The organism is Bacillus sp. SRB3LM (assembly GCF_015712745.1).
GTDB classification, from domain to species: domain Bacteria; phylum Bacillota; class Bacilli; order Bacillales; family Bacillaceae_G; genus Bacillus_A; species Bacillus_A thuringiensis_K.
This window is the reverse complement of the sequence record NZ_VWVQ01000007.1, coordinates 161,460-187,677: the sequence shown is the minus strand read 5'-3', so window position 1 is coordinate 187,677 and position 26,218 is coordinate 161,460. Positions and strand designations below refer to the sequence as shown.

Here is a 26,218-nt window from a genome sequence, read left to right as displayed (position 1 = left end):
TTTAATAGGAAGTTTTATTACAATATGGTAAAATTATTTCAATATATTTATTTAATATGAAATACAAAGAAGGAGCGTGAAAAAAAAGTGGATTTTCGATTTGAATTTACAACGAAGCTGAAAGAATACTTAGACGATGAGAAGGATGAAAAAATAATAAAAGATGGACATAGAGATGTAATTTTTCACTATTTATATGCGTTAGAGACTGAAATTGGCGTTGTTAAAAATCCTAATTTTACTTTTTTTGCATCAGGAAGACGTTCACATATAGTGTTAGAAAACGTTGAATTTAAAACAGAAGTAAATGTAAAAAGTAATATAATTGAAATTACAAAAATAGTGGATAATGTAGTTATTCCGTTAGATACTATCGTAGCGAAAGATCGGGAATTATTTGCCCTTGGGCGTAATGAGAAGTTTAGTGTACAAATATTAGAGCAGTATCTCTTTGATACATTTGGAGATAAGTTAGGCTTATAATGAATAGAATGAGGTACGTATTTATAGGTAGTGAATTTTAGTTTATATTACTTGCGTTTGACCTCTCATTTAATTTGTACTACAATTCGTAGTGTGAAAGGAGTCATACGATGTTTACGCAAAACTATAGGTTAAATGAGCAAGGATTAAATCATTTCTTTGGACCGCTTGAAGCGAGGATTATGGAGATTATTTGGTCTACTGAAGGTATTACTATTAAAGAAGTCCAGCGGAAGTTAAGTGAAGAATCGCCTGTGAATTTTAATACTGTTATGACAGTTATGAACAGGTTAGTAGAGAAATTACACTTAGAAAAACAGACTGTGAAAAGAAGTGGCATATATCGTGCTATACAAACGAAAGAAGAATTCTTATCTAATCAAACGAAGAAAATGACACAGGAATTAGTGGGGGAATTTGGAGATTTAGTTGTAACACATATGATAGATGAGTTAGAGCAGGCTGATCCGAATTTAATAAAAAAATTAGAAGACAAATTGAATCAGTTAAAAAAAGAGGATCGATGAAATGAAATGGCAAATGCGTAAAATCGTATTGTTAGCGCTCATTGTTAGTACCCTCTTTTTCAGCTTGTTATTGTATTATGTTACATATCCATTTCTCTTTCAAAATAGGGCATTATTCCTTTCAAAGTTTTGCTTGTTTCAGTTAGAAAAACATATGAAAGAACTATCAATGGTTCGTATTATAATAGCGGGGTTATTATTAATTACTGTATTGATTGTGTGTAAAAGAATTTGGCGGCAATTTTTCTATAGTAAAAAAGTACAAAAAGTACTTATCCCATTTATTAGAAAAGGGAAACAAATATATATATTGCCGACTGCGGAAGTTGCAGCGTTTACAATTGGATTATTCCGTCCGAAAGTTGTCATGTCAGAAGGTTTGCTTCAGACGTTTTCAGATGAAGAGATTGATGCGATTATTTTCCATGAAGAATATCATCAAAATAATTGGGATCCGCTAAAATTATTTTGTTTTACGTTATTAGCAGAAGGAATGATTTACATCCCGATATTAAAAGAATTGTTACAACGATACCATACGTATCAAGAGTTAGCAGCAGATAAATATGCGATGCAAAAAATGGAATCTTCATTTGAGTTAGGTAGCGCGTTATTAAAATTAATTAAAATAAAGACAATGGAAAATCGATGTGTTAAAGCTTCATTTGCAAAAACAGCAATAAATTTACGAATCGAGCAAGTGTTAAATGAAAAGGTTATTAAGCTTACTATTCCGTTACATACGAATTCGGTATATGTAACAGTAGGTTTATTCTGTATGTCGGTTGTACTTATTGTCGGAGAGTGCATATAGCCTCTTTTTTTTAAGGATAAACACTACTCTATGTAGTGTGGATAGAGTAGTGTTGTTATTTATATCATTATACTTTTTATCGCTATATATATATCTTGTTTATCATATATTACAGGTATTTTATTGTATACAAATCAAATGACGAAAATTACAGCATTCTTTATTCGTCTATTCGGTGGATTTACAGGTTTTTAAAAATGAGGAGGAAGAAAAGTGAAGAAACTAATTGCTATTATACTAGTAGGTGCTCTCGTTTGGGCGGGGGTTAACTTTTATAATTCAAAGAAAGAAGAAAAGGAAAGAAAAGCAAAGCAAGCAGAGTTACAAGAGAAAGAAGTATTACCACAAGTAGGTTTTAAAGCACCTGGCATCACATTAAAAGGATTAGACGGAAAGTTGCAGTCGTTAAATGATGCCAAGGGAAAACCATATATTATTAATTTTTGGGCATCATGGTGTGGGCCGTGTGAAATGGAGGCACCTGACTTAGTTCATATGTATGATAAATATAAAAAGGATGTTGAAATTTTTGCGGTGAATGCAACTGTTAGTGACCCAGTACAAGAAGCAAGCGCATTTGCTAATCGCTATGGATTTGAGTTTCCGGTTCTACTAGATATGGACGGAGTAGCTGGACTAGATTATAAAGTATTCTCTTTACCGACGACATTTTTTGTTAATAAAGATGGAATTATAGTAGATCATGTACGAGGTGTATTACCACCAGATCAATTAGAAAAGAAATTTAAGAAATTGATTGAGAGTTAAAAGGGGATTTCGTGATGATGGAGTGGATCGTGAGATTACAACCCGCATCTCTTATAATTGGAAGTCTATTTGGATTTATGTTGATGAAACGAAAGATGAGGCATCAAAATGTATCATATGAAAAAATGATGGATGCCGTAACAAATGTGTTTCTTATCATCGTATTTGTATGGAAGTTTGCACCAGCAATTTTAAATCCTATATGGGCTTTTGAGGCGCCAGTGCAAGCACTATTAGCTGTTGGAAGTATGCAACATATTGTAGTAGGATGCGTAATTGCTAGTGTATACATTGTTTGGAAAAGTAAAAAGGAACAATTTTTGTTTCGTATTTTACTTGATGTACTCCCTTTTGGATTGTGTGTGAGCACTATCTTTTATTTTCTATTACATCATGAAGTAGGTGCACCAACGACACTACCATGGGGAATGAAAATATATGAATCTAAACTATTATATCACCCTATTTTCGTATACGAGATCATCCTTGCTCTTTGTATAATGGGCTTGTTATGGATGAAAAATGAAAGGATCGGAAATGGAAAGAATATAAGTATTTTTCTAATTGTTGAGGGGTTTGCTCAAATCATTATTTCGCTTGTTAGTGAACAAAATTCGGTTCAGTTTGGTCTATCAGCACAGCAAATAATGAGCTTTTGTATTATTAGTTTAGGGATTTTGTTAGTGCCGAAAAAATAAAAGATAGCCATATACAGAGAGTATCTGTGTATGGCTATCTTTTATAAGCGTATTTCTTCATCATATGCTAAATCATTATATTGTAGAAATCTAAAAACCCCTTTATTAGGGGTTTTTAGGTTTCTATAGGTCTGCATGTGTTTCTTGTTTATCTGTATCCCATTTTGGAAGTTGTTTTGCTTGTTGATTTTCAGTGAAATTATTAAAGCCAAAAGCAAGTATGCATGTAAAGGTTAAAATAGCTAAACTAATCTTTTTCATTATCTTAGTGCCTCCTTAGTTAATAATTTTTGTTTTGCTTCGTAAGTTTTGAAAAAATATTTTTGAGATTTCTCTATTTTATTCACTTTATGAAATTCTACTGCTAATAATTCGTAATATTCTTGTGCATAATCGTATAATTCTTTACTGTTAAAATATGTAGTGCCTGCAATGATTGCGTTTTCTAAGTCGTCTAGAATACCAGTGTGTTGTGTTTTTAAGATAGTGAAATGGTGTTTATATTCTTGATTATTTAATTCATTACAAATTTCTAAGCCTTTTTGAACCCAATCGTTTGCAAGTTCTTTTTCATTTAAACTAAAATGTTCTTTGGCTTGTAGAAAATTGGCTTTTAGGTGTTTAGGTAATTTGTTTGTAACTATTGTAAGATGTCTAATAGCAAGGGTTGATAGATTTTGAGAAGAGTAGAGCCAACCTAAGTTATTTCGAACTTTTAAGATTAGTGTATCGTCTTTCAGCTTTTGTAAAATATTGATTGCTGAATTATAGTTCTCTTCGGCTTGTTCGAATTGTTTTAAATAAACAGAACATGAGCCTAAAATGTTTTCGCATAGAGCTATTTTAATTTCATAACGTGGATATTTTGACAAAATCTCTTTCGCTTGATTTGCATAATTGATTGCTGTAAGTGGTTTGTTTGTATGGTGATTAAATATAGCAAATTTATATTTATATTCAGCTTCTTCTAGTTCGCCTGGTACATGTTTTAAAAGGGATTCAGCTTTTTCGTATTCTTTTTTTGCTTCATCATAATTTCCAATAATGGTAGCATGTTCAGCTTTAAAAAAGTGATAATAATAAGTAATAAAGTCTTCAGTTATTAGATTGTCAAAACGAACAATTTGACTAAAAGTATCATACTTAATATTTGTCCAATCGGTTAGGACCTTATATTTAAAGTTTAGTAGGGAGTAGTAAAGCGATAGATTTTAATCAGCTTCAATTTTATTAATCTGTTTCTCTATTTTTTCTTTTAATTGTTTCGCTTCAATTAATTGCTCCGCTACCATTACTTGATATAAAATGTTTAATTCGTTGACAATCTGTTCATGCCCTTTTAATAACACACTCATTATATATTCCCCCATCCGATAAAAGTATCCTAATTTAATTATTTCTATAATAGCAAAATAGAAGAAGTATAAGAGTAATTTTACCATATTTTTCAAGAAAATTCCGAAAAATCAATTAATTTTTACGTGTTTCTTATTTTTATGTGAATATTACAAGTGCCTCTGGTAGTGGTGGGATGAATCTGATTCATGATACGTTAGCGTCAATGGGAGGGATAGTTTCACTTGTAAATATGTTTTTAGGAGGCTTGTTCAGATTGGGTCCAACTGTTAAGTTTTTAACAAAAATTTCACTTTCTTATTTAATAAAAACAGGATAATCCGCATTTTATAAGAATCATCCTGTTTTTATTGATACATTAAAAAATCGGCGGAGTAACAGAAAACAAAACAATGGCATTTTTTTTAAAATGATTCACCCATTTATGTTTTAAATAAGCAGGTATCTTTACACTGTCGCCAGTTTCTAATACGTATTCTTCCTCATTTAAATATAATGTGATTTTCCCATCTAAGACAAATGCCAATTCTTCCCCTTTATGTTCTAGCACATTTTCTGATGAAGCTGTATTAGGCGGGATAGTCATAATTGCTGTTGCTAAATTTCCAGTGAAATCAGGTGAAAGCATTTCATATGATAAATTATCGATAATCATTTTCTTTCGTTTATGGGAACGTACAATTAAATCGTCTGTATTTGTATCTTCAAGTAAAAAGCTAAATGTTGGCACATCAAGAGCTTTAGCAAGCACTTTTAATGTTTGAATAGAAGGGTTAGCGGACCCGCGCTCAATTTGACTTAACATAGATGGTGTAATATCAGCCATCTTTGCTAGTTCTTTACTAGTTAAACCTTTTTCTTTTCTTTGTTTTTCAATTTTTTTACCGATATCTATATTTTCCATAATGAAAATCTCCTTAATAATTATTAAATTATATTTAAAAAAATTAAATTAAAATTAACTTAATTGAATGATTTGTGTTAAACTATATTAAAATTAATTTAATTATAATTTATTAAATCGTAAGCTACAAGGTGATGAGGAGGAAGAGAAATGAAGGAAATAGAGAAATTAAAAGAGGAATATCCACTATTAAAGAAATTAATCGCAACAGAAGAAGTATTTTGGATAAATCCAAACATAGAAAAGTATGAAACAGCAATAAAAGGTACACCATTGAATGAAGAGAATGTAAAAGATGCGGAAGAGAGATTAAAGCGTTTTGCGCCATATATTGCGAAAGTTTTTCCTGAAACGAAAGGGACGAACGGCATAATCGAATCACCTTTAGTGAAAATACCTTCTATGAAAAAAGCTTTAGAGACAAATTACAAGCAACCTATTTTAGGAGAATTATTATTAAAATGTGATAGTCATCTCCCGATATCAGGATCAATTAAAGCTAGAGGCGGCATTTATGAAGTGTTGAAACATGCTGAGCAACTAGCATTGCAGCACGGAATGTTAACAGAAGAAGATGATTATTCCATTTTAGATAGTGATACATGTAGAGAGTTTTTCTCGAAGTATTCAATTGCGGTAGGTTCTACAGGGAATTTAGGACTTAGCATAGGAATTATGAGTGCGAATCTAGGTTTTAATGTAACCGTTCATATGTCAGCAGACGCAAAAGAATGGAAGAAAAGTTTATTAAGAAGTAAAGGTGTAAACGTTATTGAATATGAAGATGATTATAGCAAAGCAGTAGAAGAAGGAAGACGACAGGCGGATGCGGATCCTAGCTGTTATTTTGTAGACGATGAAAACTCACATGATCTATTTTTAGGATACGCAGTAGCTGCATCACGATTACAAAAGCAATTAGAAGAGTTAGAGGTTGTAGTAGATGAAGATCACCCTTTATTTGTTTACCTTCCGTGCGGAGTAGGAGGAGGACCGGGCGGCGTAGCATTCGGTTTAAAGTTATTGTATAAAGACAACGTTCATTGTTTCTTTGCAGAGCCAACACACTCTCCTTGTATGTTACTCGGCTTAATGACAGGCCTTCATGACAAAATTGCCGTTCAAGATATCGGAATTGATAATGTAACAGATGCGGATGGACTTGCGGTAGGAAGGCCATCTGGATTTGTCGGTAAAACGATGGAACCATTTTTGAGTGGGAATTACACAGTAAGTGATGAAGAGTTATATAGATTGTTAAAAGAACTAGCTGATACGGAGAATATTGGTTTAGAGCCTTCTGCACTAGCAGGTATGATAGGGCCAGTGAAAGTATGTAAAGAAGATGAGTATTTACAAAAGCAACAGTTAACAGAGAAGGTGAAAAAAGGTACTCATATTGTGTGGGGAACGGGTGGAAGTATGGTTCCAAAAGATGTAATGAATGAATATTATAGGAAAGGTTTGGAGTTAACGGTATAAGAAAAATGAGGCTAATTGTAGCCTCATTTTTTCATGTACATAAAAATCTTTGTTATTTTCACAATAGTTCTTTATAGTATATATAAAGGATAACTAATATTGAATAAATACAACAAAAAAGCTTTATTTTACATAATAAGAGGATGTGTATACGATGTCATTACAGACTAAATATATAGCGGGTATTTCGCTTGGGGTTATGGGTGTCGGCTTCGCGGCTTCTATCCCTTTTCAAGGAACGGTAGCAGGAGAGATTATACAAGGGGGATTTGAAGCTGGATTGGTTGGCGGGCTTGCAGATTGGTTTGCGGTTACTGCTTTATTCCGTCATCCGATGGGAATTCCAATTCCGCATACAGCGTTATTACCTAAAAATCGTAAACGAGTAACGAAAGGGCTCATTCATACGTTAGAAAATGAATGGCTGACGAAAGAAAGTATTACGAATAAAGTAAAAGAGATGCAGTTAGCACAAATGGTACTGCAAATTGCTGAGAGAGAAATGCAGTCTGATGCTGTGAAAAAGGGGATTGTAACGATTGCAGAGAAAGCAATTGTAACAATAGATACAGAAAAGTTAGCTGTTATTATTGAAAAAGAATTAAAAACATATTTACATACAATTAATACAAGTAACATTTTACAAGTGCTTGTTGATCAATTAGTTGTGCAAGAATATGATGAAAAGACACTTGATTACATATTAGTGAAGGTAAAAGATTGGACCGCGCAAGATGAAGCTCGTTACCAGCTCGGTAGCTTAGGTATGAAGGCGATGGAAAATATAAAAGTAGATGGATTCTTGCAGTTTACTTTGAAATCATTTATGAATATTGTAGATGAAGATAAAATTGGCGGCATTTTGCAGAAGTTTATCATTAGTAATATTAACAGCTTACAAGAGGCTGATAATACCACAAGACAACTTATATTAGCGAAGATTCGTCAAGAAATTATCAATGTAAAAGAAAATGAAGCCTTACTAAAGGAATTAGAAAATTGGAAAGAAAAGTGGATTGCGAATTGGGATGCTACTGACAAAATAAAAGAGATGCTAGAGCAAGTACAACAAAGAGCAGTTGCTTTTGTAAATAATGAAGAATTTGCTGATAAATATGTTATTCCATTTTTACAAAAACAAATGAATAAAATAAAAGAAGATGAACAGATAGTTCAAAAAATAGAAGATTGGTTACAAAAACAAGTTGTGAGTCTTGTTGAGAAGAACCATTCGAAAATTGGTAAGCTTGTACAAGAAAACCTTGATAAGTTAGATGATAAAACGTTAATCGAAATGATTGAAAATAACGTCGGTAAAGATTTACAGTGGATCCGAGTAAACGGGGCTGTTTGCGGATTTATGATTGGATTAGTGTTAGAAGGAATTAAAGCGATTATATGAGAAAAACCTTCCGCAATTGCGGAAGGTTTTTTATTTTTCGATAACGCTCATATTCAAATTATAAGTTTTCTCAATATTTAACTTGTACGTCCCATTTCCAGTTTTAATCGAATTTTTATACCAATGTTCTTGCTCGTTTAATTCTGGATGTTCTTCTGAAGAATTATTTTCTTTTTTCGTTAAATCTTCTACTTGCTCCCAAGGTGTGTTTCCGTGTATTTCTTTTTGATTCGTTATTGCTGTTAAAGATACATCACTTTCTTTTGCAAGATGGACAGACACTCTTGAGCTTTCCTGTACAAACCAATTATTTTGTAATTGACCTGGATAAAGAGATAGTTCGTTATTTGAAGCACGGATTTCCACATTTTTATTTTGCGGAAGAACAAGCGTTGGTTTCACCTGTGGTGCTGAATTAAATAACGTATGCTGAACAGGTAATGATTTTAAAGTGATATACATCGTTTCTCCAGCCGTTTGAACTGAAAGGAAATCATCTTGTTTTAAATTGAGTTTTTCATTTGCTTTCGTTGTCATTTCATAAGTTCCCAAAAGATGAATTTGATTTGTATTATTTCCCTCTATCGTTAGAGGCTGATGTCCTGCATCTACTACGATTTTTTTGATAGATTCAGGTATATCAAATTGTCCGTCTGGAATATTACTCGTTTGCCTCGTTGTGTTAATAGAGTGACGAACTTCTTCTAGTAATCCAGTTGATAATAAACAGTAAAAAGCAATTCCGACGCTTCCTAAAACGCCGATAAAGAAAATACTAAAAATATCATATTTAATAAATGATTGTTCCTTCTTAGAAAATAGAAGGTATAGTAAAACTTCGGCTCCAAGTATGATGAGTAAAACTGGCCACCATGCAGTTAGTGTATCTAATACTTGAATTCCTTTTACGACTGAAAATAGTAAAAAGCATCCTAACGATATAATAGAAAGCCCCATTGAGAATGTTCCAACACGCCAAGTCCTCATTCGTTTGTCCCACCTTTGTTTTCTTTATTTCCAAGTAACAATTTAAAGCCGCCGCCAATTAAAAGGAGCGCAACGATAGATGTTTGGAAATAGCGATAATATAGTTCACTAAGATGAATATTAAATATAGTTACAAAATAATCATTCAAAATAGGAAGGACTGTTTGATTTAATAAATAATAACCACCGAGTGTAATTAATCCGATACCGATCCATCTTTGATGATTTATAAAATAATCGATAATGGGTTCGTCTTGAACTCGTTCTTTTCCGTATTTTGCTGTTTGCTGTAACGCATCAAAAAAGCTATAAAACCAAATGATTGGTACTAAAAATAAAAATGCAGAAAGTCTTAATAAGTCGAGTAAATAAATAGATAGTAAGAAGGCTGCCATAAGCTGAAGACCACGGCGTTGTAAGCCTAAATACATATGACCTGCTCCAGGGAACATCGCTAAAATAGAAGCAAATGTTTTACTTTTCTTTTCCTGCTCTCGATGTTCTTCAAAATCTTCGAAAATAGTACGGTCAATTAATTGCTCGCCACGTTCTTTTTTCTGTAGTTGCTGAACAACGTCAAAGAAATTATAAATCCATAAAACAGGTAACGTAATAAGGAAGATAAGAAAACTTTCTTGCGATGTTAAAAGTGCAACGAAAATGATCATACTTCCGATTCCTGTGCAAGCTACTAAAAATGTAAGTCCGCGTTGCATAAGTCCTAATTGGAAATGGCCAAGTCCAGGGATGATGGATAAGAGAATGATATAAAATCGTTCGCTCTCTTTAGAGGAATTTATCACTTCTCCAGCTTCTTGCTTTTTCGTTTGGTTTATAATGGTGATAACTAAATCTAGTAAGTTAATTACCCATAGAACAGCTAGTAAAAATAGAGAAAGAAAAGCAATATCACGTTCTCTTACTACTATGGTACAAAATACTGCAAAGGAGAATAGAAATAGTGATCCCCCGCTATATAAAATAAACCGTCCTAGCTTTTTTAAGTATAAATGTCCAAGCCCAGGAATTAGCCCTAATACAAGTGCTAAAAAGGGATTTTTATTCATGCTTTGAACCTCCGTCCTTTTTCGATGTGTCTACCGATTTGTTTACAATTTGTTGTGAAATAGAAGACTCGTTATGTTTTGAAGATTTCTCTAAATTTGATGTCGCTGTAAAAATATACTGAAATAAACCACTTACCATAAAAATAATTGTAGCCGCAGTCGCAATTATGTAGTGAATGATCGTGCGCTTTAGTGAGGTTGTTTTTATATTTTCATTAGACTGTAGTGTTTCAAAATTAATTTGCGTCATAACTTCGTTCGTAAATGAATCATCATTTATCATTGGAAGGTTTTCATGTTGTTCATCAATACTTTCTATATAAAGTGCTAAACAATGATCACATTTATAAAGATGTTCTTCCATAGATTCACGTTCATTGCTTTCTATAAAATCTAATGTATAATTGCGCCAATCTTCTTTTGAATAATGCATCATAGAAACTCTTCCTCCTTCCAATGTTTTTTAATCCATTTTCGTGCTCGATACAGTTTCATTTCGACTGTTTTTACTTCGATGTTTTCCTGTAAAGCAATTTCTTGATAGCTCTTTTCTTCTAAGTAATGTGCGAGAACGACGTCACGGTAATTTTCGGGAAGTTCTCGCAGTTTTTGAGCAATGAGTAATTTCTGCTCTTTCGTCAATAATAAAGCCTCAATATTATGAGAGGACTGTATATTTTCCTCAGCTTCTTTACATAAGGAGAGTTCTTCACTTTCTCTAGCTTTCTTTCTCTTATAATCAATAGCGTGATTGGTGGCAATACGTGCCATCCACGTTTTTAATCCACGAAATTGATAATTTGGGAGAGAGGTGTGAATTTTTACGAATACTTCTTGTGTAACATCTTTCGCATCTTCTTCATGTCTTAAAATAGAAAAGATAACTTGAAAAATATAATGACGATATGTTTGTACAAGGATACGAAAAGCATGCTCGCTTCCTTGCTGTGCTTTTTCAATTAATTGTTTTTCCTCAATCGGTCTCTCCCTCCTTTTTGACGCATTCTATTATATAGACGTAAAGAATGATAAGTCACCCTACACATTTTGTAAAAAAAGAATAATATATTTTTTGCAGAAGAGCTAGATGAAAAAAGGTGTGAAAAAATGGTAAAGAGAAGTATATAATGAGCAAGTAGGAAATGTTATACGGAGAAAGGATGTGAATGTTAGTAGGGAAAGATTCATACTAACAAACATGAAAATTAAAATATTAATAGCAGATGATAACTCTTTTATTAGAGAGGGCATGAAAATTATTTTAAATACATACGAAGAGTTTGAAGTAGTAGATACTGTAAATGATGGGGAAGAAGCTGTAGCATATTGTAAAAAGCATGAAGTTGATATTGCTCTTTTAGATGTTCGTATGCCAAATATGAACGGTGTAGAGGCGACGAAGTTCATTTGTGAAGAGACGAAAACAAAACCGCTTATTTTAACGACGTTTGATGATGATGAATATATTTTGGATGCAGTAAAAAACGGTGCGAAAGGTTATTTATTAAAAAATAACGATCCGGAGCGTATTCGTGATGCAATAAAAGGAGTATATAACGGCCAAACTGTTATGCAAGATGTAGTTCTCGATAAAATTAAGTCCAATTTAATGGAAAGTAAAGAGGAAGAATGTAAAATAGATAAAAGTCTTTTTACTGAAAGAGAGCTTAGTATTATCGCATTAATTGCAAAAGGTTTCTCAAATAAAGAAATTTCGAAACAGCTTTTTATATCTGAAGGAACAATCGCAAATTATATTACATCAGTTTTAGGGAAAACGGGACTTGAACATCGCACACAAATTGCGATTTACTACTTAACAGGGAAAGTAGATTAATGATATGGAATTTTGGTTAACTGTAAGTAAATTAATTGTCTTTATATATATTGTGTTCAGTTACATACATTCAAATGTTACGAACTTACCATGGGTTATATTTGCTTTGCTTTTATATCTTTCTGTAAACGTGCTAATCTCTATATTAAAAAAAGATACGTACAAAAAAATATTGATTTGTATTTCAATTAGTGTAGTTATGTTATTAACATGGAGGGTTCATCCGTTTTTTATTTTGTTTTTACCTTTGAATTTATACGAAATTACATTCCATTACATAGACAAGAATTGGTCACACTTTGTTATTATGATGCTTCCAATTACAATTACAGATGAAAGTATTCGAATGACTTATGGATTAATTGTTGCATTTTCTTTTCTCGTTTTAACTATGGCAGATCGATATATATCACGTGTAGTAAAGCTTGAATCGCAAAATGATAAGATGCGAAAAGATATGCAACGACTTACGAAAAGCTTACATGAAAATAAAGAGTACATAAGACAATCAGAATACACATTTAAGTTAGAAGAGAGAAATCGATTATCACAAGAAATTCATGATAAAATTGGTCACTCGATGACAGGCGCATTAATTCAAATGGAAGCAGCAAAGAGATTAATGGGGATAGATAAAGAAAAATCTGCGGAGTTATTACAAAATGCAATTCACATTTCAAAAGATGGAATTGAAAGTATTCGCATTACATTAAAAAATATGAAGCCACCAACTGAGCAAATTGGCATTCACCGTATGAAATTATTCATAGAGGAGTTTGCTAGTAAGCATGATGTAAACATTCCTTTCGTATATAAGGGAAACTTAGATATGATTTCTCCCATTCAGTGGAAAATTATTGGTGAAAATGTTACAGAGGCATTAACAAATGCGATGAAATATGCTGATGCGACAGTTATTTCTATAGATATTCATGTACTTAACAAGATGGTTAAGGTGCAAGTGAAGGATAACGGAAAAGGCGCAGCCCTTGTTAAGAAAGGTCTCGGTATTATGGGGATGGAGGAGCGAACAGCGTCTGTAAACGGAAAAATTATTGTAGATGGAACAAGTGGTTTTTTAGTGACGATGTTGTTGCCGATATAAGAGAATGGGACGAAGATGAACCATCTCATATGAAAAAAGTGAATAATCTCATGTGAAAAGAATGAACTTCTGCACTGAGCAGGTTCATTCTTTTTGTTTATACTAATAGCAGAGAAACCGAAATAGGGGTGAAATGATGAATACATTAGAAATTAAAAATTTAACGAAAAAGTTTGGTGATTTTATCGCAGTTGATAATATGTCTTTATCTATTAAAGAAGGAGAAATATTTGGCTTTTTAGGATCAAATGGTGCTGGTAAGAGTACAACGATAAATATGATTGCTGGTTTGTTAAGAAGTAATGAAGGCGAAATTAGCATACTAGGAAAAAATATAAAGAAACATAATCGATTTGCAAAAATGAATATCGGAATCGTTCCGCAAGATATTGCGATTTATGAAGAGTTAACTGCCTATGAAAATGTGAAATTCTTTGCTGGATTGTATGGATTACGAGGAGCCGAATTAAAAGCTAGGGTAGAGGAAGCTCTTCAATTTGTAGGACTTAGTGATAAACAGAAAAGCTATCCGAAGAACTTTTCTGGTGGGATGAAGCGAAGACTGAATATTGCTTGTGCAATTGCACATAGACCGAAGTTAATTATTATGGATGAACCGACAGTTGGAATTGATCCACAGTCAAGAAACTATATTCTTCAGTCTGTCCGGAAGTTAAATGAAATGGGAAGCACGATTATTTATACGAGTCACTACATGGAAGAGGTAGAAGAGATTTGTACGAAAATAGCGATTGTAGATCACGGTAAAGTGATTGCAGAAGGTACGAAAGAACAACTAAAATCGATTATTATTGACACGAAAGATATTTGGATTGAAGTGAAATCGGTAGAGAATTTAGATGTAGAAAAATTAAAAGAGATAAACGGTGTGAAAGCTGTTCAAATTGAAGAGAACGTAATCAAGGTAAACTCGGATGCAGGATTAAATAATTTAAATAAAATTATTCAGCATTTCATTAATCACGATATTGAAATTCGTTCGTTAGAAGAGCAGGCACCGAATTTAGAAACTGTATTTCTTACGTTGACTGGAAGAAACTTACGAGATAAATAAAAAGTAAATGAAGAAAAGGTAAAGGGAGGTTCATCAATTGAACATCTTCAATATTGCAGTTATGCATATTAAAAGAGATTTCAGAGACGTAAGAACTTTAGTTTTTATGTTAGCATTTCCGGTTGTACTTATGCTTGTGTTAGGAACAGCGTTAACGAATGCATTTGATAGCGATAGTCAAGCGATTAAAGATATACAAGTGCTCTACAAAGATGAAGCGAGTAGCACATTTTCTCAATCGTTCGAAGCATTTACGAAAGAAGTCGATAAATCGGGTATTCATTTTAAAAAAGCTTCCGAAGGTATAGATGGGAAAGAAGAAGTGAAGCAAAATAAATATGCTGTTTATGTAGAGTTAAATAAAGATGGTGCAAAATTGTACGGAAGTGACAAAAGTAGTATTGAGGGGAGTATTGTGGAAGGAATGCTTACAACATTTGTTGATAAGTACAATGTAGCGGCCGAAGTTGCAAAAGTAGATCCTACTAAGGTGAGCACAGTTATTTCAAACGGAAATCATAATGATTATATAAAAGAAACATCCTTACAAGCTACGAAAAAACCAGGTTCCATGGATTACTATGCGGTTGTAATGACAACGATGATTGCATTATATGCTGCAATGGGAGCGAGTTCTTTAATCCGAGGAGAACGCATACGTAAAACAGGAGATCGTCTCATTGCTGCACCTATAAGTAAAGCTGAAATATTTATTGGAAAAGTACTTGGTAGCCTAGTAGCGAACGCCCTTTGCGTATTACTTGTCATGTTATTTAGTAAATTTGTATTTCAAGCGAATTGGGGCGACCACCTTGGAATCATATTTATTATTTTATTAACACAAGTCTTTCTAGCAATTAGCTTCGGTTTAGGGATCGGGTATATTACGAAAACAGCTGAATCATCGAGAGCAATTATTCTTGTTGTTATACAGTTAGCTTCTATTTTTGGTGGTGCATACTTCGTAGTAGAAGAAAATTTAGTTACGAACTTATCACCATTAACGTGGGCAAACACAGCTGTCATGAAAATTATTTATGCAAACGATGTAGGAGCGACACTGCCAGTAATATGTTTAAATCTTGGGATTTCAGCACTCTTTTTATTAATTGCAATTATTGCATTACGTAGACGGGAGGGGCTATAGTATGAAAGATATTTTATGGCTCATACAAAAAACGCTATCTGTCCTTTTGAAAAATAAAAAAGGGTTATTCATTATTATTAGTTTGCCGATAATCGGAACACTCATCTCTTTTTCGATATACGGAAATGCGGGGCAAGGCACGTTAAATATCGGGATTGTAAATAAGGAAAATGAGCTGATAGCAAATGATACGATAAAGTTCTTAGAAGGATTAAATCATGTGAAAGTGAGTAAGGTTAAGGAGTCGGAAGTAGAAGATAAACTCACTTCCAAAAAACTTGATGGAGTTATTACATTACATTCTGGTTTTTCAAAAAGTGTTCGAGAAGGGAAACCTAATCATATCGAGATTGCATCGATTAAAGGTGATCAAGTAACAGTATTTATAAAATCATATTTATATAACTATATTGATAATGTAGCAGCTATTAGTAAAGTAGCAGGAACAGATCAAAGTACATTTGATACTATGTACGCAGGGTATCAAAAAAGTGCATTTAAGATGAAAACTGAAACGCTAGAAGATACTTCGAAAAATAAAGATATGACAAACCAAACGATGGGTTACCTTATTATGTTTATGCTGTTTTCAGCAGCGAACTTATCAGGTTCTATTTTAAAAGAAAAAGAAAATAGAACGTACTTTAGACTCTTATCAACACCGATAGATGGGAAGAGATTTATATTATCTAATGTCGGAGTAAATATGATGATGCTAACAGTACAAATTCTAATTACAACCCTATTCCTAACGAATGTTTTTCATACGAATATCAATATGCCTTTCATAGTGATGATTGGCGTACTCATGCTATTTGCTTTAATAGCGATTGGAATATCATTAGTTCTTGTTGCTTTTTCGAAAAACTCAGCATCGGCAAATACGATGCAAAATCTGGTCATTGTACCAACTTGTTTACTTGCCGGATGTTATTTTCCATATGACATTATGCCAAAAGCGGTACAAAAAGTAGCTGATTTCCTTCCGCAGCGTTGGTTGCTAGACACGATAGCAAAACTACAGCAAGTAATCCCATTTTCAGAGTTGTATGTAAACATTTTAATCTTATTCGCCTTTGCGGTAGCATTCTTCTTAATTGCTATTTATAAGTTTGGAAGAAATAATGATGCGAGAAACTTTGTTTAATATGAAAAGGGTGTGACGTTAAGTCACATCCTTTTTTGTATGAAGCATGAAATCTGAATTTGAATGCCAAAATAGAAGGGTGGAAAGAAAAATGAGCGGAAGGAAATCAAAATGATTAAAAAAATATTACGAGTTACTTCTATTATTATTGCTATTTTCGCTTTTATTTTAATTTGTATGCATATTGATGTTACTTTAGGTAGGAAAATGGAAACTGGGAAAAACATGCCAACAGAGTATGCACCTCATTATAGTGATTTTCAATTATATGTAGAAGGAAAGTCATTTTATAAACAGTTATTTACTGATATAAAAGAAGCGAAACAATCTATTTACACTTATTTTTTTATTTTATCGGATGATAAAAGCAGTCATACTTTTTTAAACTTATTAAAAGAAAAGGCAAGAGAAGGAGTAAACGTATATTTATCTGTCGATTTACTTAACGATTTATCATTTGAAAGAAAGATGAAAAAAGAATTACAGAAAAATGGTGTGCATTTTACATATAGTAGAAAACAGGAATTACCATTCGGGTTTTATTCCCTTCATCATCGTAATCATCGCCGAATTACAACAATTGATGGAGAGATTGGTTATACAGGTGGTTTTAATATAGGAGATGAGTACTTAGGGAAAGATAAACACTTTGGGTACTGGAGAGATTATCATGTACGGGTAAAAGGGGAAGGTGCAAAAGATTTAGAGGAACAATTTGCTTTAGATTGGAAACGAGATACGAAAGAAGATATAAAGAGAAGTACGAATAAAGCTAGTAAAGGGAATACATTACATACTATGGTTAGTTATAATGGGCATCACGTCGCTGAAAAATATTTAGATCTTATAAAACAAGCTCATCACTCCATTGTAATTGCAACGCCGTATTTTATAGCGAAAAATGAAGAATCAATGAATGCTTTAATCGCAGCGCAAAAGCGTGGTGTTACAGTAAAAATACTTTGGTCATATAAACCAGATCTACCTCTTATAAAAGAAGCGGCGTATCCATACATACGTCAAGCTGTTAATAATGGGATTACTGTATATGGGTATAAAAAAGGAATGTTCCATGGCAAATTAATGCTTATTGATAATGAATTAACCGTTATTGGCACAACAAACTTTACTTCGCGTAGCTTTAATATAAATGATGAAATGAATTTTTATATTCATGGTGGTCCTATTGTAGCGCAAGTTAATACAGTGTTAACAGAGGATTTTCGTGATTCGAAAGTAATGACGAAAGAGTTTTTTGAGAAGTTATCTTTTTGGGAGCGTTGTAAGGAGAAATTTGCGAGTTTGGTGGATTTTTATTTATAAAGTTTAAAGAAAAGGGGGTCTTTTATAGACACCCCTTTTTTATGAGAACTAATTACTTTTCATGCACAAGCAATGAAGCATCATCATTAATCAACGTCCCTACATGCTCCCCTAAACAAATTCGTTTCATCACTCCAGGCTCATCAAAGTTAAAGACATGTGCTGGTAAATTGTAGTCCCGGGCAAGCAGTAATGCTGCTTGATCCATGACTTGTATATTTTGTCTAACAACATCATTATAGTTTAGTTTGGTGTACATTTTTGCTGATTTATTATGCTTTGGATCACTTGTAAAGACGCCATCGACACCTTGTTTTGCGACTAATATGGCATCGCTATTCATTTCAATAGCTCTTTGTACGCTTGGATAATCTGTCGTCACGAACGGTTGCCCGTTTCCGCCTCCAAAGATAACGATATAGCCGTTATCTAAATGGTGGACTGCACGCAAGCGAATGTATGGTTCAGCTACTGCATTGAATGGAATGGACGTCATAACGCGTACTTCTCTATTTGTTTTACTTGTTAAAACACCGCGAAGCATTAAGCTGTTAATGATTGTACCTAGTGTACCGATATTATCAGCTTCTACGCGATCAATTCCCCACTCTTCAGCTAGATGCCCCCTAAAAATGTTACCGCCACCGATGACGATGGATACTTCGATATCCAAATCAACAATGGATAAAATTTCGTTTGCGATATGTTCTAATCGTTTGGAGTTAAAGCTATTTCCAGTTTGATCGGCAAGTGCACCGCCGCTTAATTTAATTAAGACACGTTTATATGACCTCATAACAATTCCCCCTATATAGATCGCAATAAAAAAGGAACAAAGGCGAATGCCTTTGTTCCTTTTTAAGAAAATGAAAAAGAAAAGAAGAAGATAGGACGAATTTTTTCACGTAACTTTTCATACCATCCACTCCTTTTCATTTTAATTTGTTTTAAGTATATATCTTTTTGATTATACGAAACAATCTGATTACTTATCAAGTTTATTTTATCGTTTTTTAACAAAATGGTGTCAATGAAAAAAAGAAGAAAAATATTTGAATTTTTTGTGACGAACTTGTAGGTTTTTGTATGATTTTGTAGGTTCGCTTATAAGATGTGTGAGTAGCTTTTATAAATTCAAATTGAAAGCGTTCGCATGAAGGGGATGAACATAAATGAAAAAATTCGGATTGGCAACACAAATTTTTGTCGCGCTTGTTTTAGGGATTGTAGTAGGGGCAGTCTTTTATGGCAATAAAACGGCGATTTCTTATATCACACCAATTGGGGATATATTTATTCACTTAATTAAGATGATTGTAGTACCAATTGTTATTTCAGCATTAATTGTTGCAGTAGCTGGTGTAGGAGATATGAAGAAGCTTGGGAAACTGGGTGGTAAGACAATTCTTTATTTTGAAATTATTACAACGATTGCTATTTTAATGGGATTACTTGCAGCGAATATATTCCAACCAGGTACTGGTGTTGATATGAGTAATTTACAGCAAAGTGATATTTCTTCTTATAAACAAACAGCAGATGCAACAGAGAAGAAAGGTTTTGCTGAGACAATTGTTCACATTGTACCGAAAAACGTATTTGAATCGATTGCACAAGGTGACCTATTACCGATTATATTCTTCTCAGTATTATTCGGTTTAGGAGTTGCGGCAATTGGGGAAAAAGGAAAGCCTGTCTTTAACTTCTTTGAAGGTGTACTCGAAGCGATGTTTTGGGTTACAAATCAAGTCATGAAATTTGCACCATTTGGTGTATTCGCCTTAATTGCGGTTACGGTTGCAAAATTTGGTGTAGCAACACTACTTCCTTTAGGAAAACTAGTGCTAGCTGTATACGTAACTGTTATACTATTCGTTGTGATTGTATTAGGTATTAATGCACGAATGGTTGGCGTAAACATTTTTACATTAATGAAAATTTTAAAAGAAGAACTAATTCTTTCATTTACGACAGCAAGTTCAGAAGCTGTTTTACCTAATATAATGAGAAAAATGGAAGAGTTCGGTTGTCCAAAGGCAGTTGCCTCTTTCGTAATTCCGACAGGTTATACATTTAACTTGACTGGATCGGCTATTTATCAAGCGTTAGCGGCATTGTTTGTTGCACAAATGTACGGTGTACACATGTCACTAACGGAGCAAATAACGTTATTATTCGTTCTCATGTTAACATCCAAAGGTATGGCGGGAGTTCCAGGTGCATCGTTCGTTGTTGTATTAGCAACGTTAGGTTCAATGGGGTTACCACTAGAAGGTATCGCGTTAATTGCGGGAATTGACCGCATTTTAGATATGATTCGCTCATCTGTCAATGTATTAGGAAATGCATTAGCGGCCATTGTTATGTCAAAGTGGGAAGGCGAATTCGATAATGAGAAAGCAAAACAATATGTAGAAACAGTCAAAGAAACAAAAGCAGCATAAGAAATCGTTAAGGAGTGAATAATCATGGCAACATTAACTGAAGTTAAAAATGGTATTCGAATTGAAAAAGATTTTTTAGGTGAGAAAGAAGTACCAAACTATGCATACTACGGCGTACAAACAATGCGTGCAGTTGAAAACTTCCCAATTACAGGATACAAAATCCATGAAGGTTTAATTAGAGCGTTCGCAATTGTAAAAAAAGCAGCAGCGCTTGCTAATACAGATGTAGGAAGATTGGAATTGAACAAGGGTGGCGTGATCGCAGAAGCTGCTCAAGAAATTCTTGATGGAAAATGGCATGATCATTTCATCGTCGATCCAATTCAAGGCGGAGCAGGTACTTCAATGAATATGAACGCAAATGAAGTCATTGCCAATCGTGCTCTTGAATTATTAGGAATGGAAAAGGGAGACTATCATTATATTAGTCCAAATAGCCATGTAAATATGGCCCAATCAACAAATGATGCATTCCCAACGGCGATTCATATCGCAACGTTAAATGCATTAGAAGGCTTATTACAAACGATGGGTTATATGCATGATGTATTTGAATTAAAAGCAGAACAGTTTGACCATGTTATTAAAATGGGGCGTACACATTTACAAGATGCGGTGCCAATTCGTCTTGGACAAGAGTTTAAAGCATACTCTCGCGTACTTGAGCGTGATATGAAACGAATTCAACAATCGCGTCAACATTTATATGAAGTAAATATGGGGGCAACTGCAGTTGGTACAGGCTTAAATGCAGATCCAGAATATATTGAAGCAGTTGTAAAACATTTAGCTGCAATTAGTGAACTGCCACTTGTTGGTGCAGAAGACTTAGTAGATGCAACGCAAAATACGGATGCATACACAGAAGTATCAGCAGCACTGAAAGTATGTATGATGAATATGTCTAAAATTGCGAACGACCTTCGCTTAATGGCATCAGGTCCACGTGTTGGTTTAGCTGAAATTATGTTACCAGCTCGTCAACCAGGTTCTTCTATTATGCCAGGGAAAGTAAACCCTGTTATGCCAGAAGTTATTAACCAAATTGCGTTCCAAGTAATTGGTAATGACCATACAATTTGCCTTGCTTCAGAAGCAGGACAATTAGAATTAAACGTTATGGAACCAGTACTTGTTTTCAACTTACTTCAATCGATTAGCATTATGAATAACGGTTTCCGTGCCTTTACAGATAATTGCTTAAAAGGAATTGAAGCGAATGAAGATCGCTTAAAAGAGTATGTTGAGAAAAGTGTAGGAATTATTACAGCCGTGAACCCTCATATCGGTTATGAAGCAGCAGCTCGCGTTGCGAAAGAAGCAATTGCAACAGGCCAATCCGTTCGAGAACTTTGTGTGAAAAATGGTGTATTGTCACAAGAAGACTTAGAGTTAATTCTAGATCCATTCGAAATGACACACCCAGGGATTGCAGGAGCAACTCTTTTAAAGAAAAATTAAAAGAAGAGGGGGACAATCCCCTCTTTTTTGTTTACAATATAGAAATGCTATATATGAATAGAGGTAGGGATGTTATGAGCAAGTTTACAGTAGCTTCTAATGGTGCATTAGAAACAACATTAAGAGGAGCAGAAGTATTATCAACACCACTTTTAAATAAAGGGGTAGCTTTCACGCAAGAAGAGAGAGAAGAATTAGGTTTAAAAGGGTTATTACCGCCAGCAGTTTTAACATTAGAAGAACAAGCACGCCGAGCATACGAACAATTTAGTTCTCAGCCGGATGATTTATTAAAGAATGTATACTTAACTGCGTTACATGATCGAAATGAAGTATTATTTTATCGTATATTAACAGATCATTTACGTGAAATGTTACCGATTGTATATACACCAACTGTCGGTGTAGCAATTCAAAGATATAGTCATGAATATCGTAAACCACGTGGTGTTTATTTATCAATTAACGATCCATCAGGTATCGAAGAAGCATTTACGAATATCGGTGCAACAGCTGAGAACATTGATTTAGTCGTTGTAACAGATGGAGAAGGTATATTAGGAATTGGTGACTGGGGCGTTGGTGGTATTAACATCGCAATCGGAAAATTAGCTGTTTACACTGCTGCAGTTGGAATCGATCCTAGTCGTGTATTACCGGTAATTTTAGATGTAGGTACAAACCGTGAGGAGCTATTAAACAATCCATTTTATATTGGAAATCGTCACCCTCGTATAACAGGTGAAGCTTACGATGAATTTATTGATACGTTTGTACAAGCGGTAAACAAACAATTCCCGAAAGCACTTTTACATTGGGAAGACTTTAGCTCTCGTAACGCACGAAAAATTTTAGATAAATATCGTCATGATGTTTGTACGTTTAATGATGATATTCAAGGTACAGGTGCAGTTTCACTTGCGGCAGTATTATCGGCAGTGAAAGCTTCTGGTGTACCGCTAAGTGAACACCGTGTTGTTGTATTTGGTGCTGGTACGGCTGGAATCGGTATCGCAGATCAAGTTAGAGATGCGATGGTCCGCGTAGGCGTATCTGAAGAAGAATCATATAAGCGTTTCTGGTGTATTGATCGTAACGGGTTAGTTACAAATAATATGGAAGATCTTCTTGATTTCCAAATTCCGTACGCAAGAAAAGAAGCAGAAGTAAGTGAGTGGAAGCAAAATGATGTGATCGGACTTGCTGAAGTTGTGAAATATGTAAAACCGACAATTTTAATTGGTACATCTACTGTTGCAGGTGCATTTAAAGAAGAGATTATTAAAGAAATGGCTTCTCACGTAGAAAGACCAATCATTTTACCAATGTCGAATCCGACGCCACTTGCTGAAGCAAAACCAGCAGATTTAATCGAGTGGACAGAAGGAAGAGCGTTAGTTGCAACAGGAAGTCCATTTGAACCAGTTACATATAACGGTGTAACGTATGTGATTGGACAATCAAATAATGCACTTATTTTCCCAGGGCTTGGTCTTGGAACAATTGTAGTACGAGCAAGCGTCATGACGGATGGAATGTTCGCAGCAGCTGCTGAAGCAGTTGCAAGTATGGTAGATACAAGTCAGCCAGGAGCACCTATTTTACCAGAGGTCGAAGAATTACGTAATATCTCAGAAATGGTTGCAATTGAAGTAGCTAAAGTTGCAGTTGCAGAAGGTGTTGCAAGAGTGAACTTAAGTGATAACGATATTAAGATGGCAGTGAAAGAAGCAATGTGGAAGCCAGAGTATCGCCAAATAAAAGCGGTAGAAAAGGTTAGAATATAGAAAAAAAGCCCGTTTATAACAATAAGCGGGCTTTCGCTTTTACTACTGAAAAAAAGTATAGGAAGTGTCACCTTTGAATTGGAATCAATTATGGAAGAAAGATATGTCCCTTTTAATTATATTAATGGTCGTTGTTCCGATTGCTGGGGAGCTGAACTTTCATCCCTTTAATGATACGTTTCGAGTTAGCTTCGGTACACCGCTATTCTTCTTTTTATTATTATTTTTAAGAAGAGTACCAGCAGGAGTTGCAGGTATTCTTGTTGGTATATCTGTAGTCTTATTCCGAGTATGCCTTGACTGGATTATGCAAGGTTCATTTCATATGACAGAATCATTTTATTTGCGTTATCCTGTGTTCTTCTATTATTTTATTTATGGCAGTCTTTTTTCGCTTTGCAGGGTAAATAAGTTCCATCAGAAACCAATCATTATTGGATGCCTTGGAATTTCAATTGAAATTGTTGCAAGTATGTCAGAACTTGCGTTTTATCACATGTTAGTACTAGGTACAACAATAACGATTTCTGAAGTAAATAAACTCATCATTATTGCTATTTTTCGTAGTTTCTTTGCACTTGGTTTTTTAAATATGATGAATTTATATGAAACGAAATTAAAAGAATCGCAAGTTCGAAAAGAAAATGAAAATATGTTAATGCATCTTTCTAATTTATATGTAGAATCTGTTCATTTGAAAAAGACGTTACAAAATGCGGAGTTAATTACACAAGAAGCATATCAACTATATCGAAATTTACAAGTAAGCGCTGATTCAAGTAGTAAAACAGCATTGAAAATAGCAGGGGAAGTGCATGAAATAAAAAAGGATAATCAAAGGATATTTGCAGGGTTATCTAAACTGTTATTAGATAAAAATGTGGCTGAATATGTAGAAGGACATGAGTTAGCAGAACTGATTGTTAGAATAAACGAGAAGTATGCCGAAATGCTAGAAAAGGATATACGTTTTTCTAAACATATAGAAGGTGAGCATGCTGCATACCACGTGTATACAGTTCTATCAATCTTTAATAACTTAGTTTCGAATGCAGTTGAAGCAATTGAAGATAAAGGTGTCGTTATTATTAAGCTATATAAAAGAGAGCAACATATATTTTTTGAAGTAATTGACGATGGACCTGGTATTGAACAAAAGTATAAGAAATTAGTATTTAAGCCAGGATTTACTTCCAAGTATGATCAAACGGGAACACCGTCAACTGGTATTGGGCTTTCTTATATAAATGAAATGGTAACAGAGCTAGGCGGAGAAGTGAGATTAGAAGACCGAGAAAATAAAAGAGGATGTAAGTTTATCGTTTGTTTACCAGAGGATAGTTTAAAGCGGGAAGGGGAATAGATTTGTTTTATTATATCGTAGACGATGATGAAGTTTTCCGTTCGATGCTTTCGCAAATTATTGAAGATGGAGACCTTGGAGAAGTAATTGGTGAGGCGGATGACGGAGCTTTTATTGAAGCGGATCAACTAAATTTTAAAAAAGTAGATATTTTATTTATTGATTTGTTGATGCCGATGAGGGACGGAATTGAAACAGTTCGTCACATTGCGTCAACTTTCACTGGGAAAATCATTATGATTTCTCAAGTGGAATCGAAGCAGCTTATAGGTGAGGCATATACACTTGGTGTAGAATATTATATTACAAAACCATTAAACAAAATCGAAGTTGTATCTGTTGTACGCAAAGTGATGGAGCGTATTAGATTGGAGCGTTCTATACATGATATTCAAAAATCATTAAATAACGTGTTTCAGTGGGAAAAACCGCAATTGCGTACTGAACCAGTGCAAGAAGGAAAAAAGATAGGAGATTTAGGGCGCTTTTTACTATCAGAACTCGGTATTGCGGGAGAGAATGGAAGTAAAGATTTACTTAGTATGCTGGAATATTTATATGGTCAAGAAAAGGCACAGACATTTGAGTTTGGCTTTCCTGCGTTAAAAGAAATTTTTCATCATATTACGATAAGGAAGCTAGGGGATTTAGCTTTAGATGCGGATATTGATAAAGAGAAAAAAGCGTCTGAACAAAGAGTACGTCGAGCTATTTATCAGTCGTTAAATCATTTGGCTTCTTTAGGATTAACAGACTTTTCAAATCCAAAATTTGAAAGCTATGCTCCAAAATTTTTCGATTTCACCGTAGTTAGAAAACGTATGACAGAAATGACGAAAGATGAACTCGCATCTTCTGGTCATACGCGAATTAATACGAAGAAGTTTATTCAAGTGTTGTATTTTGAGGCGAAGAGGTTGATGGAGATAGAGTGAAGAAGATGCTTATAAATAAGCATCTTTTTTGTTAAATCAACATTTTATATTTTCTCGTGGAGCATGTAAAATGTTAAGTAAGAGAAAATGGTTTTATATTAAG

25 protein-coding genes and 1 pseudogene are annotated in these 26,218 nt (G+C 34.0%); 18 read left to right on the top strand and 8 right to left on the bottom strand.

All coding sequences use genetic code 11. The features are described from left to right. Positions 1-87 precede the first annotated feature (87 nt). The 5 genes from F3I02_RS05540 (at position 88) to F3I02_RS05520 (ending at position 3,290) form a co-directional block, all read left to right on the top strand. Positions 88-483 carry a DUF3942 family protein gene (locus tag F3I02_RS05540; protein ID WP_000347526.1) on the top strand — a complete coding sequence of 132 codons (396 nt, stop codon included), beginning with the start codon at positions 88-90 and terminating at the stop codon, positions 481-483. A gap of 110 nt (positions 484-593) precedes the next feature. Continuing rightward, positions 594-1,010 carry a BlaI/MecI/CopY family transcriptional regulator gene (locus F3I02_RS05535; protein WP_196477731.1) on the top strand — a complete coding sequence of 139 codons (417 nt, stop codon included), beginning with the start codon at positions 594-596 and terminating at the stop codon, positions 1,008-1,010. Between the two features lies 1 nt (position 1,011). Beyond that, the gene (locus F3I02_RS05530) at positions 1,012-1,824 is read left to right on the top strand and encodes a M56 family metallopeptidase (protein WP_196477730.1); all 813 of its coding nucleotides are present in this window, start codon (positions 1,012-1,014) and stop codon (positions 1,822-1,824) included. A gap of 213 nt (positions 1,825-2,037) precedes the next feature. After that, the gene (locus F3I02_RS05525; RefSeq protein WP_000733185.1) at positions 2,038-2,592 is read left to right on the top strand and encodes a TlpA family protein disulfide reductase; all 555 of its coding nucleotides are present in this window, start codon (positions 2,038-2,040) and stop codon (positions 2,590-2,592) included. Positions 2,593-2,609: 17 nt separating this feature from the next. Next, the gene (locus F3I02_RS05520) at positions 2,610-3,290 is read left to right on the top strand and encodes a prolipoprotein diacylglyceryl transferase family protein (RefSeq protein ID WP_196477765.1); all 681 of its coding nucleotides are present in this window, start codon (positions 2,610-2,612) and stop codon (positions 3,288-3,290) included. A 123-nt stretch (positions 3,291-3,413) separates the two neighbouring features. Here F3I02_RS05520 and F3I02_RS05515 read toward each other — a convergent pair whose 3' ends face one another. The 3 genes and pseudogenes from F3I02_RS05515 to F3I02_RS05500 form a co-directional block, all read right to left on the bottom strand. After that, complete coding sequence (locus tag F3I02_RS05515; protein WP_000724010.1) at positions 3,414-3,551, bottom strand: hypothetical protein; 138 nt, start codon at positions 3,549-3,551, stop codon at positions 3,414-3,416. After that, positions 3,551-4,645 (bottom strand): annotated as a pseudogene (locus tag F3I02_RS34620) (response regulator aspartate phosphatase). Before F3I02_RS34620 ends, F3I02_RS05515 begins: the two are co-directional and overlap by 1 nt. Before the next feature lie 359 nt (positions 4,646-5,004). Continuing rightward, positions 5,005-5,550, bottom strand: a complete 546-nt coding sequence (locus F3I02_RS05500; protein ID WP_061883987.1) for a helix-turn-helix domain-containing protein — start codon at positions 5,548-5,550, stop codon at positions 5,005-5,007. A 150-nt stretch (positions 5,551-5,700) separates the two neighbouring features. Between F3I02_RS05500 and F3I02_RS05495 the strand changes: the two genes are divergently transcribed. Both F3I02_RS05495 and F3I02_RS05490 read left to right on the top strand, forming a co-directional pair. After that, positions 5,701-7,032 carry a D-serine ammonia-lyase gene (locus F3I02_RS05495; RefSeq protein ID WP_000658341.1) on the top strand — a complete coding sequence of 444 codons (1,332 nt, stop codon included), beginning with the start codon at positions 5,701-5,703 and terminating at the stop codon, positions 7,030-7,032. A gap of 154 nt (positions 7,033-7,186) precedes the next feature. After that, entirely contained in the window at positions 7,187-8,434 is a 1,248-nt protein-coding gene (locus tag F3I02_RS05490; protein WP_000058310.1) for a DUF445 domain-containing protein, read from the top strand. 30 nt (positions 8,435-8,464) lie between these two features. On the opposite strand, the gene exsE is transcribed toward F3I02_RS05490, so the two are convergent. From exsE to F3I02_RS05470, 4 genes are read right to left on the bottom strand one after another with little or no spacing between them, the layout of a single operon-like run. Further along, positions 8,465-9,421: an exosporium protein ExsE gene (exsE, locus tag F3I02_RS05485; RefSeq protein WP_001261421.1), complete on the bottom strand. Its 957-nt coding sequence runs from the start codon at positions 9,419-9,421 to the stop codon at positions 8,465-8,467. Further along, positions 9,418-10,488, bottom strand: coding sequence for a hypothetical protein (locus F3I02_RS05480; protein ID WP_001039120.1), 1,071 nt, complete (start codon positions 10,486-10,488; stop codon positions 9,418-9,420). Before F3I02_RS05480 ends, exsE begins: the two co-directional genes overlap by 4 nt. Beyond that, positions 10,481-10,924, bottom strand: coding sequence for a hypothetical protein (locus F3I02_RS05475; protein WP_196477728.1), 444 nt, complete (start codon positions 10,922-10,924; stop codon positions 10,481-10,483). The genes F3I02_RS05480 and F3I02_RS05475 overlap by 8 nt, the downstream gene beginning before the upstream one ends. Continuing rightward, positions 10,921-11,409 (bottom strand): RNA polymerase sigma factor, encoded by a 489-nt coding sequence (locus tag F3I02_RS05470; RefSeq protein WP_080029649.1) that lies wholly within the window; start codon positions 11,407-11,409, stop codon positions 10,921-10,923. Before F3I02_RS05470 ends, F3I02_RS05475 begins: the two co-directional genes overlap by 4 nt. A gap of 277 nt (positions 11,410-11,686) precedes the next feature. Between F3I02_RS05470 and F3I02_RS05465 the strand changes: the two genes are divergently transcribed. From F3I02_RS05465 to F3I02_RS05440, 6 genes are all read left to right on the top strand, one after another. After that, entirely contained in the window at positions 11,687-12,325 is a 639-nt protein-coding gene (locus F3I02_RS05465) for a response regulator transcription factor (RefSeq protein ID WP_000694093.1), read from the top strand. A gap of 4 nt (positions 12,326-12,329) precedes the next feature. Next, a complete protein-coding gene (locus F3I02_RS05460; protein ID WP_000397657.1) occupies positions 12,330-13,430 on the top strand; it encodes a sensor histidine kinase in 1,101 nt (366 codons plus the stop codon). Positions 13,431-13,566: 136 nt separating this feature from the next. Next, positions 13,567-14,505 (top strand): ABC transporter ATP-binding protein, encoded by a 939-nt coding sequence (locus tag F3I02_RS05455; protein WP_196477727.1) that lies wholly within the window; start codon positions 13,567-13,569, stop codon positions 14,503-14,505. Between the two features lie 37 nt (positions 14,506-14,542). Beyond that, complete coding sequence (locus F3I02_RS05450; protein ID WP_001020192.1) at positions 14,543-15,652, top strand: ABC transporter permease; 1,110 nt, start codon at positions 14,543-14,545, stop codon at positions 15,650-15,652. Between the two features lies 1 nt (position 15,653). Next, a complete protein-coding gene (locus F3I02_RS05445; RefSeq protein ID WP_196477726.1) occupies positions 15,654-16,799 on the top strand; it encodes an ABC transporter permease in 1,146 nt (381 codons plus the stop codon). 111 nt (positions 16,800-16,910) lie between these two features. Continuing rightward, positions 16,911-18,122 (top strand): phospholipase D-like domain-containing protein, encoded by a 1,212-nt coding sequence (locus F3I02_RS05440; protein ID WP_196477725.1) that lies wholly within the window; start codon positions 16,911-16,913, stop codon positions 18,120-18,122. 52 nt (positions 18,123-18,174) lie between these two features. Here the strand turns inward: F3I02_RS05440 and pyrH are convergent, their stop codons facing one another. Beyond that, positions 18,175-18,918, bottom strand: coding sequence for a UMP kinase (gene pyrH / locus F3I02_RS05435; RefSeq protein ID WP_196477724.1), 744 nt, complete (start codon positions 18,916-18,918; stop codon positions 18,175-18,177). Between the two features lie 376 nt (positions 18,919-19,294). On the opposite strand from pyrH, the gene F3I02_RS05430 reads away from it, so the two are divergent. The 5 genes from F3I02_RS05430 to F3I02_RS05410 all read left to right on the top strand — a co-directional run bounded on the left by F3I02_RS05430 (position 19,295) and on the right by F3I02_RS05410 (position 26,115). Further along, the gene (locus F3I02_RS05430; protein WP_000713293.1) at positions 19,295-20,566 is read left to right on the top strand and encodes a cation:dicarboxylate symporter family transporter; all 1,272 of its coding nucleotides are present in this window, start codon (positions 19,295-19,297) and stop codon (positions 20,564-20,566) included. A 24-nt stretch (positions 20,567-20,590) separates the two neighbouring features. Then, positions 20,591-22,030 carry an aspartate ammonia-lyase gene (gene aspA, locus F3I02_RS05425; protein WP_131249741.1) on the top strand — a complete coding sequence of 480 codons (1,440 nt, stop codon included), beginning with the start codon at positions 20,591-20,593 and terminating at the stop codon, positions 22,028-22,030. Positions 22,031-22,104: 74 nt separating this feature from the next. After that, entirely contained in the window at positions 22,105-23,817 is a 1,713-nt protein-coding gene (gene malS / locus F3I02_RS05420) for an oxaloacetate-decarboxylating malate dehydrogenase (protein ID WP_002163923.1), read from the top strand. 64 nt (positions 23,818-23,881) lie between these two features. Beyond that, a complete protein-coding gene (locus F3I02_RS05415) occupies positions 23,882-25,180 on the top strand; it encodes a sensor histidine kinase (protein WP_196477723.1) in 1,299 nt (432 codons plus the stop codon). A gap of 2 nt (positions 25,181-25,182) precedes the next feature. Further along, entirely contained in the window at positions 25,183-26,115 is a 933-nt protein-coding gene (locus tag F3I02_RS05410) for a response regulator (RefSeq protein WP_000500301.1), read from the top strand. Positions 26,116-26,218: the final 103 nt, after the last annotated feature.